The organism is Geobacter anodireducens (assembly GCA_001628815.1).
Classification (GTDB): Bacteria; Desulfobacterota; Desulfuromonadia; order Geobacterales; family Geobacteraceae; genus Geobacter; species Geobacter anodireducens.
On the sequence record CP014963.1, the window covers coordinates 1801660 to 1814078 of the forward strand.

At 60.8% G+C, this 12419-nt stretch carries 9 protein-coding genes and 3 pseudogenes; 11 read left to right on the forward strand and 1 reads right to left on the reverse strand.

What is annotated here, in order from left to right; genetic code table 11:
* Positions 1 to 17 precede the first annotated feature (17 nt).
* From A2G06_08220 to A2G06_08240, 5 genes and pseudogenes are all read left to right on the forward strand, one after another.
* Positions 18 to 1591 (forward strand): annotated as a pseudogene (locus tag A2G06_08220) (hypothetical protein).
* 3 nt (positions 1592 to 1594) lie between these two features.
* Positions 1595 to 2035: a hypothetical protein gene (locus tag A2G06_08225; protein ANA40288.1), complete on the forward strand. Its 441-nt coding sequence runs from the start codon at positions 1595 to 1597 to the stop codon at positions 2033 to 2035.
* Between the two features lie 109 nt (positions 2036 to 2144).
* Complete coding sequence (locus A2G06_08230; protein ANA40289.1) at positions 2145 to 2786, forward strand: hypothetical protein; 642 nt, start codon at positions 2145 to 2147, stop codon at positions 2784 to 2786.
* A gap of 21 nt (positions 2787 to 2807) precedes the next feature.
* Positions 2808 to 4438 (forward strand): annotated as a pseudogene (locus tag A2G06_08235) (sodium:phosphate symporter).
* On the forward strand, positions 4438 to 5361 hold the full coding sequence (locus tag A2G06_08240) for an exopolyphosphatase (GenBank protein ID ANA40290.1): 924 nt from the start codon (positions 4438 to 4440) through the stop codon (positions 5359 to 5361). Before A2G06_08235 ends, A2G06_08240 begins: the two are co-directional and overlap by 1 nt.
* On the opposite strand, the gene A2G06_08245 is transcribed toward A2G06_08240, so the two are convergent.
* Entirely contained in the window at positions 5362 to 5685 is a 324-nt protein-coding gene (locus A2G06_08245) for a cytochrome C (protein ANA40291.1), read from the reverse strand.
* Between the two features lie 219 nt (positions 5686 to 5904).
* Here A2G06_08245 and A2G06_08250 point away from each other — a divergent pair, with 219 nt between their 5' ends.
* The 6 genes and pseudogenes from A2G06_08250 (at position 5905) to A2G06_08275 (ending at position 12354) form a co-directional block, all read left to right on the forward strand.
* On the forward strand, positions 5905 to 7662 hold the full coding sequence (locus tag A2G06_08250) for an indolepyruvate ferredoxin oxidoreductase subunit alpha (GenBank protein ID ANA40292.1): 1758 nt from the start codon (positions 5905 to 5907) through the stop codon (positions 7660 to 7662).
* Positions 7659 to 8236 (forward strand): annotated as a pseudogene (locus A2G06_08255) (indolepyruvate oxidoreductase subunit beta). The gene A2G06_08250 and the pseudogene A2G06_08255 overlap by 4 nt, the downstream one beginning before the upstream one ends.
* A gap of 14 nt (positions 8237 to 8250) precedes the next feature.
* Entirely contained in the window at positions 8251 to 9558 is a 1308-nt protein-coding gene (locus A2G06_08260; protein ANA40293.1) for a phenylacetate--CoA ligase, read from the forward strand.
* A 42-nt stretch (positions 9559 to 9600) separates the two neighbouring features.
* Positions 9601 to 10032 (forward strand): amino acid-binding protein, encoded by a 432-nt coding sequence (locus A2G06_08265; GenBank protein ID ANA40294.1) that lies wholly within the window; start codon positions 9601 to 9603, stop codon positions 10030 to 10032.
* 24 nt (positions 10033 to 10056) lie between these two features.
* Positions 10057 to 11193, forward strand: a complete 1137-nt coding sequence (locus A2G06_08270; protein ID ANA40295.1) for an ABC transporter substrate-binding protein — start codon at positions 10057 to 10059, stop codon at positions 11191 to 11193.
* An 18-nt stretch (positions 11194 to 11211) separates the two neighbouring features.
* Positions 11212 to 12354 carry an ABC transporter substrate-binding protein gene (locus tag A2G06_08275; GenBank protein ID ANA40296.1) on the forward strand — a complete coding sequence of 381 codons (1143 nt, stop codon included), beginning with the start codon at positions 11212 to 11214 and terminating at the stop codon, positions 12352 to 12354.
* The last annotated feature ends 65 nt before the right edge of the window (positions 12355 to 12419 follow it).

Genomic DNA, 12419 nt, shown 5'->3' on the forward strand with positions numbered 1-12419 from the left:
CCGGATGACACCTCTTAATGCAGAGACTTCGGGTAATTCTTACAATCTTCCTCTCGCTGCTCGCCACAGAGGTTTTTGCTAACCCATCCATCAGCGGCGAGACGGGACTCGTTGTGGTCCCGTCGGCCGAAACCCTCGATGCGGGCAACATCTGCGTCGGATTGTGGGGGATAGGCACCGGTACGCAGACTGATAACGCCCTGACCCTCCCCGCTTCGCTCACGCTCGGCATTGGTTCGTTCTGGGAAATATACGGCAGCTATCCGAACCTGTTGTTCAACGGCGATGAGGACAGGTCCGGCCGAGGCTATGCCGAAATCGGGACCAAACTCCGTTTTCTCGGCACGAGAAGCTCCCCCCTGAAGGCCGCAGTCGATCTCTTTGTGCAACGAGAGATATCCGAAGACCCCGATGTGGATGGAACGACCCACGGCGGCGGCCGGATCATTACCTCCTATTCCACTGAACAGCTCGGCGTGCACGGCAACCTGGGCTACCTCTTCACAGGCTCTCCCGCCAACAGGCCGGTTGACGATGAAATACTCTACGGCTTCGGCATCGACTATACGCCTGCAACCCGCATGAGGTTCACGGCGGAGCTGACGGGAAGCACCGGGCGCTTCGCAGATCAAGACGCTCCCCTGGAGGGGCTCCTCGGGCTCCAGTACTATATCTCGCCGCACCTCACCCTCAACCTTGCCGGCGGGCTCGGTCTTTCCGATGCCAGCCAGATTGGCGCGCCGTGGCCGGTCTCACCGCCTGTCAAGGCGTCGGTACCTATATCAAGCCCGTCCCTCGCCTGGGGGGCGGTGACTTCGAAGGTGAAAAGCAAAAGAAGCAAGAACCTGCGAAGATCAGAAAGATCATTCCGATCTCACCCCTCCTGATCAGCTCCCTTTCCCAGCCGGCTCCGGTCAGCACGCTTGAGGTCCCCCTCGGCCAGGACAGGGAAGATATCGTTATCAAGCCATACGGAAAGGTGACCCTTGCCGCCCAGGCCGCAAATGCCCCCGTTGCGGTGGCAGCCGCCTCCGAAGAGGTGGCGCTGGGGCAGGGGGGCGAGGAGGTGCGCCTGGCCACCCGATCCGTTGACGGTCACGAGAATGTGGCCCTTGAATACACCCTGAGCAGGCTGGAAGGGGTTACCCCCCTGTACAGCGTCGATGTCAAGGGCCAGAATTTCCAGGTGGCATCCGCCGCGCACGAGAATATTCCGGAAGCAATGACCGTTTACCGGAAATTCCGCTTTCCCGACGTTTCCTTCGATTTCGATCAGTGGAACCTTTCCGCTGAAGGGAAAAAGGCTCTTTCCGAGGTCGCCGAGCAGATCCGCAGGGACAAGCGGTGGGTCTATCTCCGGATCGACGGCCATACGGACAACATCGGCTCGGCCGGCTACAACATGGATCTGTCGCTCAAACGTGCCATTTCCGTGGCCAGCTATCTCATTGCCCGAGAGGGGATCGACCCGACCCGCCTTTTTGTGAAGGGGCTCGGCAAATCCAGGCCCATTGGCGACAACAAGACTGCCGAAGGGAGAAAGTTCAACCGCCGGGGCGAGATCCTATTTCTGATTGCCAAGGAAGAGTAGGCCGTGAGACACGTACTTACATTTCTGGCCATCGCCTTCGGTGTCCTGGCCGGCATTGCTGCTTTCGCTGCCGAGAGACAGCCGCGGGAAGAGGTGGCATTCATACGCCCCTCGGGCGAAACGTTCTGCCTTGACCGCTCGGTCCGCAAGCAACTGGACGCGGCGGCAGCCAGGGTAGCAGTCCTTGACGGCCGGCGCATCGTCATGATCGAAGGGTTTGCTTCCCGTGGAGCCGACGGTGAGGAGCGGGTGCGCAATTCCCTCAGCCTTGCCCTGCTGGCTGAAAAATACCTCAGGAGCAGCCACTCCCTCACCCAAGAGATCTTTCTTGCCGCGGCACCGGAATCAGCGGGCAATGGACGCGAATTCATCCGGATTCTGACGCTCTCCGACGATTTTGCGGCAGTGCATGTATCGCGGGCCGGTACGCCGTCCCGGCCATAATCCGCACGGATGAGCGGGGCTTCATTTCTATCCGGCAATCTCGCAGGGACAGCCGGGTCGAAACATGCTACACTCTTTCCTGTTCGCCAGCCATTCAGGGGGTCCTGCCATGAAAGCCCACATGTTAGCCTTTTTCATCGCGGTGCTGCTTCTCGCCGGTTGCAGCGGCATCAAGGTCATTCCCCAGCAGGTACCGCAGGGAGTCGTGAACCTCTCCGACAACTCCCAGACCGTCGCCAAAGACGGTGTATCCATCACTGTGGCAAATTCCAACACGGAGATGGTGTCCTACAATCTTGATGGGACAGTGACTGCCTTCGTGGTCACCATCGACAACCAGTCCCCGCGGGAAATCGGGTTCGATGCGGGTTCTTTCGTGCTGCTTGACGACCAGAATCGCCAGTACCTCCCCCTGACTCCCGAAAAGGTCAAAGAGCTGATGAGCCGGGATTCCTACTATCTCATTCCCTATCCCTACGTCGGGTTCTATTATCTGGAAGACTACGAGCGGACCTCCTTCTACAACACCACTGAGTCGCAGCTTCCCTACTACTACGAGGTGTATCCCCAGGACATCCAGACCCGCGCGCTGGCGGCCGACCCGGTGATCCCCGGAGCAAAGACGACCGGACTCGTCTACTTCCGGATCGATCTCGGCGCCGTCAAGGAAGTGAAGCTTTTCATCTACCGCAGCGGCAGCTCAAAGTCGGCGGCGCCCGACTTCCTCTTCCCCTTCGTGGTCGGCAAGTAGCTTCCGCCCGTAACCGGACCCATGCAGTACCTCTCCATCCTAGAAGCCCTGGGCGGGCTCGGCGTTTTCATCCTCGGCATGAAGACCATGTCCGAGGGGCTCCAGAAGATTGCCGGCGACCGGTTTCGGCGCCACCTGGAGCGCATTGCCGGAAACCGCCTGACCGCAGCCCTTCTCGGCAGCACCCTGTCGTCGCTCCTCCAGTCGTCCAGCGCCGCGTGCATCATCACGGTCGGGTTCATCAATGCGGGGCTCATCTCTCTCTACCAGGCCCTGGGCATCCTCCTGGGAACCGGCATCGGCACGACCCTTGCCGTCCAGTTCATCGCCTTCAAGATCAGCTCCTTTGCCCTGCCGGCCGTTTTCGTGGGGGTCTGTCTGCGTTGTTTCCTCCGCCGGCGGAGGTGGGTGAATGCCGGTGAACTCATTCTGGGCGCCGGGCTCCTGTTCCTTGGACTTCGCATCATGGAGTCGAATCTCCAGCCGCTCCAGGAATATGCCATTGTGTTCACCCACCAGGGTTTGTTCATCCCCAAACGGCTGCCGCCGTTCTGTTCGGTGCGACGCTCACCTTGCTCGTCCAGTCGGGAAGCACCGCCATCGCCGTGATCATGGCCCTGGCGGGGAGCAGCCTGGTCTCCTTCGAAACCGGAGCCGCCATGGTGATCGGCGAACTCCTCGGGACTTCTGTAATCACGGCCTTTGCCTCGATCGGCGGAACACTTGAGGCGAAGCGGACGGTCTTTTTCTACTTCATGGTAAACGTCCTTGCCGTCGTGGTGGTGATGCTGGTATTTCCCTCGTACCTTTCCTTTGTCACCTACATCTCTCCGGAGGATATCGCATCATCCGCCGGCATCTCCCGGGTCCTGGCCAATACCCACACCCTGTTCAGCATCATGAGCGCGGTTATTTTCCTGCCGCTCATCGGCTTTTTCGCACGCACCGCGCCGCGCATCATTCCCGGCAGCGAGCGGGCATCCAGCGTGGAGGCCCGCACCGTGTTCATCGATCCGCGGGTGCTCAATACACCGACGATTGCACTGCTGCAGGCGCGCAGCGAGTTGAGGCGCATGGCAGGCATCTCCCGGACCATGTATTGTGAAATGGTCGAGCAGTTTTTCCGCTACGATGCCCGAAAGGCCGTGGGCATCCGCCAGAAGGAGATCGCGGTCGATATCCTCCAGCGGGACCTGACCGATTTTCTCGTCTCACTGTCGCGGCGTGAGCTCGCGCCCGAGGAATCAATGGAAATCCCGGTCATGCTCCAGTTGATCGGCGAACTGGAACATGTGGCGGACCAGAGCGAGGCGGTCCTCGACTATCTGAGGCGCAAGAAGGAGGAAAAGCTCCTCTTTTCCAACGCTGCCATGACCGAGATCAGGCACCTCGCCCGGACAGTGGAGAAGCTCGTTGACCTGGCGGTCGAGACTATGGATAATCCGCCGCCCGATGCCGTCGAGCAGGGCCGGACGCTGCGCAACGAAGTGGGCCGGCAGCGCGAGGCAATGCTTGATGGACACATCAAGCGCCTCTCGGCAGGCAAGTGCTCTGTTCGCGCTGGCATAATCTACGCTGACATGATCACTGCCTTTGTGAAGGCCGCCGACTCGAGCGTCACCATCATCGAAACCAGGAAGGAGTTCACCTGATGTCGTTCCCGGCAGCCTCCATCGACCTTGGCACCAATACGGCCCGCCTCCTGATCGGGAAAGTAGAGGAGGGCCGGATTGAGCACCTGCTCGTAAGGCGTCACATAACCCGACTTGGTGGAGGGTTTACAGATGAGCGGGGGATTTCGCGGGTGGCGTGGGACCGCTCACTGGCCGCTCTTGTCGACTTTGCGGACGAGATGCGCCGCGCGGGCGTCGTCCGTGTGCGGGCCGTGGCGACCAGCGCGGTTCGGGACGCCGTGAACGGCGCGGATTTTTGCGCCCACGTGGTCGAGCGGACCGGCATCAGCCTGGAAGTGATCGACGGGGAAGAGGAGGGGCTTCTGACTCTGGCGGGGGTCCTGTCGGGCCTCGACCGGAAGGAGGGACGATTCTTCGTTTTTGACGTGGGGGGAGGGAGCACCGAATACACCCTTGCCAACGGGAACGCTCCCCTGTACACCGAGAGTCTTCCCCTGGGGGTGGTGAGGTTGACGGAAGGCAAGCCCGACCTGCCGGCCATGGAGGAGAAGGTCGGGCGCGAACTCGCCGGGCTCAGGGAACGGCTGGCCGGCAGGGCACTCGATGGACAGCTTGCGGGAGCGACGCTGGTGGGCACTGCCGGCACGGCAACGACCCTGGCCGCCATCAGCCTGGGAATGACCGATTACGATTATCGGCGAGTCAACAACCACCTGCTGTCCCGTGATGAAATCGCGCGTATTCTGGCCCTGCTTCTTCCCCTTTCCCCGGCCGAACGCCTGACGGTGCCCGGCCTGGAAAAGGGGAGGGAAGATCTTATCGTGGCCGGAACGCTCATAACACTTGCCACTATGGACCTGTTCGGCTTCGAAACCATGACCGTCAGCGACTTCGGCTTGCTGGAAGGTGCCCTGATCGGCCTTGCCCGCACCGTTGAATAGTTAGCCCCCGGGATTCCCAAAGCTCCTGATGTGCTGCATAAGGGCCTTCATGTCTTCTCCGTCCGGGTCGAGCGGTTTCCCCTTGAGGGCCTTTTCAATGCAACGGTTTACAATTGCGGCAAGCTTCGCGTCATCGTAGCTGGAGCCGGCCCATTCGAGCTTTTTCCCGCCGGGATGACAACTGCTGCAGCTTGTGCCGCTCGTTCCCAGTTGTGTACTTTCAAAAAGCTCCCTGCCCCTGTCCGCCGGCCCAGCGGCATCAGCAGACAATGCAAGCGCACACAGGCCCAGTCCCACTGCTGCTTCCCGAATAACCCGCTTCATAGTGACCTCCCCATTGCTGAATTACTTCGTTTTCTTCACATGGTACGGGAGTATGCCGCACTGTCAACAGGTCGGGCGAGTTTGGTCCGACCAAACAGTTCTTTGGCAGTAAAAACCCGTTTTACAAAGCAGTTGACTTACAATCCCCTTATTTGTATAGTCTTTGCACCTTTTTAGGGGGGCATGCCCCTTATTTTATTTTTCAGGAACCAGACAACCATGAAGGAAATTCTATCCGGCAACGAAGCCATCGCCCGAGGAGCCTTCGAGGCGGGGGTGAAGGTTGCCAGTGCCTATCCGGGTACCCCCTCCACCGAAATTCTCGAAACCATCGTCAACTACAAGGAAATTGACGCTTCATGGGCACCCAACGAAAAGGTTGCCCTGGAGGTCGCGATCGGCGCCTCGTTCGGCGGCGGCCGTTCCATCGCCTGCATGAAGCACGTGGGAGTCAACGTGGCGGCCGACCCGCTCTTCACCCTGTCGTACACCGGGGTGGGTGGCGGATTGGTGCTGGTCGTGGCGGATGACCCCGAGATGCATTCGTCCCAGGACGAGCAGGACAGCCGCAACTATGCACGGTTCGCCAAGGTCCCGATGCTGGAGCCGGCTGATTCCCAGGAGTGCAAGGATTTCACCAGGCTTGCATTCGAGATTTCGGAGCAATTCGATACCCCGGTCATGCTCCGCAGTTGCACCCGGATATCCCACGGCAAATCGATCGTGGAGCTGGGTGAACCGGCAACCGGCCTCCCCACGCCGAAGCTCGTCAAGAATCCCGCCAAGCTCGTCATGCTCCCCGGCAATGCCCGGGTGCGGCACCCCTTTGTGGAAGAGCGGCTCCTGAAGCTTGCGGACTATGGTCGCACCGCTGCCGTCAACCGGGTGGAGATGCGCGACACGGAACTCGGCATCATAACCGCGGGGGTGTCTTACCAGTATGTTCGCGAGGTGTTCCCCAACGCCTCGGTGCTCAAGCTCGGCATGGTGTATCCTCTCCCCATGGAGCTTGTCAGGGAGTTTGCCTCGAAGGTCTCGAAGCTTATCGTGGTGGAGGAGCTGGACGCGTTTATCGAGGATCAGGTGAAGGCTGCCGGCATCAGCGTCACCGGCAAGGACGTCATCCCCCTGTGCGGAGAACTGACACCGGGTCGGCTGCGTGCCGCCTTCGGCATCCCCGGTGCCCCCCAGGTGACGGTGGAGAATCTTCCGGGCCGTCCGCCGAACATGTGCCCCGGCTGTCCCCATCGCGGCGTCTTTTTCACACTCAACCAGTTGAAGGCCTATGTGACCGGTGACATAGGCTGCTACACACTCGGCTTCATGCCGCCCCTCAACGCCATGGATACCTGTGTCTGCATGGGGGCGAGCATCAGCAGCGCCAGCGGCATCGTGCGCGTCCTTTCGGACGAGGAGAAGAAAAAGGTCGTGGCAGTGATCGGCGACTCGACCTTCCTCCACACGGGCGTCAACAGCCTCATGGAGATGGCCTACAATAAAGCCCCCGCAACGGTGGTGATTCTCGACAACAGGATCACGGCCATGACGGGGCGCCAGGACAATCCGGCGTCCGGCTGGACCCTGATGAACGATTCCACCAACGCGGTGGATCTGGTCCAGCTCTGCACGGCCCTCGGCATCCAGCACGTGCGGGTGGTGGACCCCCTGGACCTCGACCAGACCCGCGCGGCTCTTCAGGAGGAGATGAACCGTCCCGAGCCGTCGGTGATCATCACCAACCGTCCCTGCGTGCTGGTGAAGCGGGAAGGGGTCTTCCAGAAGGGGCTCGTCCTGTCCGTCGACCAGGACCACTGCACCGGCTGCAAGGCGTGCCTGAAGATCGGTTGCCCGGCAATTGAATGGATTCCCGCGCCGGACGGCAAAAAGGGGAAGGCCAAGATCGACCCCCTGCTCTGCAACGGCTGCGATGTCTGCCGCCAGCTCTGTAAGTTCGATGCCATCGGGAGGGCCCAATGAGCGACACCATCACCAACATCCTCCTGGTGGGCGTGGGCGGGCAGGGAATCCTGCTCGCGTCCGAAATCCTCTCCGAGGCATTCATGCTGGCCGGGTTCGACGTGAAAAAGAGCGAGATCCACGGCATGTCCCAGCGGGGAGGGAGCGTTGTCTCCCATGTCCGCTACGGCAAGGAAGTCCATTCGCCCATCGTGCCCGAAGGGAGGGGGACATCCTCTTCGGCTTCGAGCTGATGGAAACCTATCGCTATCTGCCCCTGCTCAGGAAGGGGGGTACCGTGGTGGCCAACGACCTGCGCATTTCGCCGCCGTCGGTGCTCCTGGGGCAGGCGAGCTACCCCGATGATCTGCCGGACAGGATTCGGACGCTGTTCCCCGATTTTCTTCTTGTGGACGGACAGCACCTCGCCGCCGAGGCCGGCAATGTCAGGGCCGCCAACACGGTGCTCCTGGGTGCCGTGGCCAAGCGACTCGACATCCCTGACGAATGCTGGCACAAGGCCCTGGAGCGGATGGTTCCCCCCAAGGCGCTCGATGTGAACCGTAAGGCCTTCCAGTTGGGCAGAGCCCTGTAACAGTCGAGGTTGCCATGAGTTACCACAACGAAGAGTTTGAAACGCTTCCCCGCAAGGCACTGGAAGCCGTGCAGCTCAAGCGCCTCCAGGCGGCCGTTGCCCGCGTTCAGACAGCCGTGCCGTTCTACCGCCAGAGCTTCGAGCGCGCCGGCATTACCTCCGGCTGTATCAAATCCCTTGACGATCTCCGGCGGCTTCCCTTTACCGTGAAGCAGGACATGCGCGACAGTTACCCCTACGGCCTGTTTGCCGCCTCCATGGACGACATCGTGCGGATCCATGCGTCGAGCGGGACCACCGGCAAGCCGACCGTGGTCGGTTACACACGGAAAGACATCGAAATCTGGTCGGAACTCATGGCGCGCTCCTTTGCCGCCGCCGGCGTCCACAAGGGTGACATCATTCACAACGCCTACGGCTACGGACTCTTTACCGGCGGCCTCGGCGCCCACTACGGTGCCGAGCGACTGGGAGCCTCGGTCATTCCCATGTCCGGCGGCAACACCAAGAAGCAGATCATGATCATGAAGGACTTCGGCTCGACGGTCCTTACCTGCACCCCTTCCTACTCTCTGTTCATGGCCGAGGCTGCCCGGGAGGAAGGGGTTGACTTCCGCCAGCTCAAGCTTCACGTGGGCATCTTCGGCGCCGAGCCGTGGTCCGAATCGATGCGCACCGAGATCGAACAGAAGCTCAACCTCTGTGCCATTGACATCTACGGCCTGTCGGAGATCATGGGGCCCGGCGTGGCCATCGAGTGCCGCGAAGCCAAGAAGGGCCTCCATATCTGGGAGGACCACTTCATTCCCGAGATCATCAATCCCGACACGGGCGAGGTGCTGCCCGAGGGGGAGCGGGGCGAACTGGTCATCACCACCATCACCAAGGAAGGCATCCCTCTTATCCGCTACCGCACCCGGGACATCACGAGCCTCACCTACGAGCCGTGCAGTTGCGGACGCACCCATGCCCGCCTCTCGCGCATGACGGGGCGCAGCGACGATATGCTCATCATCCGCGGGGTCAACGTGTTCCCGTCCCAGATCGAATCGATCCTCATGCGGATCGAAGGGGTCGAGCCCCACTACCTCCTCATCATCGATCGCAAGGACAACCTGGACACTCTTGAAGTGCAGGTCGAGGTGGACGAGCAGCTCTTCTCGGACGAGATCAAGGTGCTCCAGGCCCTTTCGCACAGCATCGAGAAGGAGATCAAGGACCTGCTCGGCGTCACCTGCAAGGTGAGGCTGGTGGAGCCCCAGACCATCGCCCGGAGCGAGGGTAAGGCAAAAAGGGTCATCGACAACCGGCTGATCAGTTGACAATGCATCACGCAACCATTCCGGCCTCACGGGGAGGAAGCCATGAAAGTAGAGCAGATTTCGATCTTCATAGAAAACAAGTCGGGCCGCCTGGCGGAAGTGACGCGCATCCTCGGCGAGGCAGGGGTCAACATCAGGGCCCTGTCCCTGGCCGACACCTCGGATTTCGGCATCCTTCGACTCATCGTCAATGACCGGGAGAAGGCCAAGCAGGTCCTAAAAGACAGGGGGTTCACGGTCAGCAAGACCGAAGTTGTGGCCGTCGAAGTCCCGGACCGGCCCGGCGGGCTGTCCCAGATCCTCCAGTCGCTGGACCGGGAGAGTATCAATGTGGAATACATGTATGCTTTCGTGGAGCGGTGCGGCGAGAACGCGGTGATCATCTTCCGTTTCGATGAGACCGAGAAGGCCATCACGGCCCTCATCAGCAGCGGATTCACTGTCCTTGAGGGAGAGCGCCTGTACGCGATGTAATCGCATCAGGGAGGAGGGGGGAGCATGAACAGAATCTTCGCCGTTATCGTCGGTATCGTCGGCCTGCTGGTGGCCGGCATGGCCTCGGCAGCCGAGCCGTTCAGGATCGGGGCGCTTTTTTCCATAACCGGCCCCGCCTCGTTTCTGGGTGAGCCCGAGAAAAACACCCTGGAGATGCTGGTGAAGGACGCCAATGCCAGGGGTGGGGTCGGCGGCCGCAAGCTCGAACTGGTGGTCTACGACACCCAGGGAGACGTGACCAAGGCGGTTCAGCTGGCCAACAAACTGATCAAGAACGACAAGGTGAGCGTCATCGTGGGGCCGAGCACCACCGGCGAAACAATGGCGGTCATACCCCTGGCGGAAAAGGAGAGAATTCCGCTCATTTCCTGCGCCGCCGGCATCAAGATTACCGAACCGGTCAAGAAGTGGGTGTTCAAGACCCCGGCCAATGACCATGTGGCTGCCGAAAAGATCCTGATCCAGGCGGCCAGGCTGAAGCAGAAGTCTCTTGCCATTATTACCGTTTCCGACGGCTTCGGCTCCTCGGGGCGCGAACAGCTCAAGGCCCTGGCCGGCCAGAAGGGCTTCAGGATTGTGGCCGATGAAGTGTACGGCCCCAAGGATACCGACATGACCGCCCAGCTCACCAAGATCAAGGCTGCCAAGCCCGACGCGGTTATCTGCTGGGGAACCAATCCGGGGCCTGCGCTCATTGCCCGCAACATGAAGCAGCTCGGGATCAAGGTTCCGCTCTACATGAGCCACGGTGTCGCGTCCAAAAAGTTCATCGAACTGGCCGGGGCTGACGCCGCCGAGGGAATCATGTTGCCGGCGGGCAAGCTTGCCATTTTCGACAAGCTTCCCAAGAACGATCACCAGTACAAGCTGCTCAAGTCCTATGATGAATCCTATCGCAAGGCGTACGGCGTGGAGGCTTCGACCTTCGGCGGCTATGCCTATGATGCGTTCCTCCTGATTAGCGGTGCCATGAAAAAGGGAACCGCTCCCCAGCAGATCAGGGACGGCCTTGAGCAGACCCGGAAACTGGTCAGCGTCTCGGGGATCTTCACCATGTCTCCCGCGGATCATAACGGTCTGGATCTCTCGGCCTTTGAGATGGTCCGTGTGACCAAAGGCGACTGGGAACTGGTCAAATAACACATGGGGAGGGGTGTGATGCTGAAAAGAGGATCCTTTATCCTGACGCTCGCCGCATCGTTCATGGTGCTGGCTGCCAACGTGTTTGCCGCGTCTCCCATCCGGATCGGCGCACTCTTCGCCGTGACCGGACCAGCATCGTTCCTGGGGGAGCCGGAACGGAACACCGCCCAGATGATGGTCAACAAGATCAACGCCTCCGGCGGCATCAAGGGAAGAAAAGTCGAACTGATCGTCTATGACACGCAGGGCGACGCCACCAAGGCCGTGCAAGCGGCCAACCGGCTCATCAAGGATGACAAGGTGGTTGCCATCATCGGCCCCAGCACGACCGGGGACACCATGGCGGTCATCCCCATCGTTGAAAAGGCGCAGATTCCCCTCATTTCCTGCGCTGCCGGCAGCAAGATCACCGAACCAGCGAAAAAATGGGTCTTCAAGACCGCCCAGAACGACGGGCTTGCGGTGGCAAAGATCTATGAGAACCTCAACCGCCTCAGGATGAGCAAGGTGGCGATCCTGACGGTGTCCGACGGGTTCGGCTCTTCCGGGCGCGAGCAGCTCAAGGCCCAGGCGGCGCAACACGGCATCCAGATCGTTTCCGATGACACGTATGGGCCCAAGGACACGGATATGACGGCCCAGCTCACCAAGATCCGCGGCAGCGGCGCCCAGGCAGTGATCTGCTGGGGCACCAACCCCGGCCCCGCCGTCATTGCCCGCAACGCCAGGCAGCTTGGGCTCGCCATTCCCGTCTACATGAGCCATGGCGTCTCATCCAAGAAGTTCATCGAGCTTGCCGGCGAAGCTGCCGAAGGAATCATGCTGCCGTCGGGACGGGTCATCGTCGCCGACCTGCTCCCCGCCGCGGACAAGCAGAAGAAGTCGCTCATGGCATACGTCAAGGACTACCAGAAGCAATTCAGGGCCGAGGGTGACCATTTCGGCGGCCATGCCTGGGATGCGGTGATGCTGCTGAAGGGAGCCCTGGAGCGCGGAGGCGACAGGCCTGCCGCCATCCGTGACCAACTGGAGAAGACCAGAAACTTCGCGGGCATTGGAGGCATCTTTACCTACTCTGCCGCCGACCATGCCGGTCTCGGCAAGGATGCCTTTGTCCTCGTGACCATCCACAACAAGGACTTTGCCCTCGTCAAGTAGCGCACGTTCCACGCCCTATCGACCGAATCATGGGAGCGCAGGCTGTCCCGGCCTGCGCTCCCTCA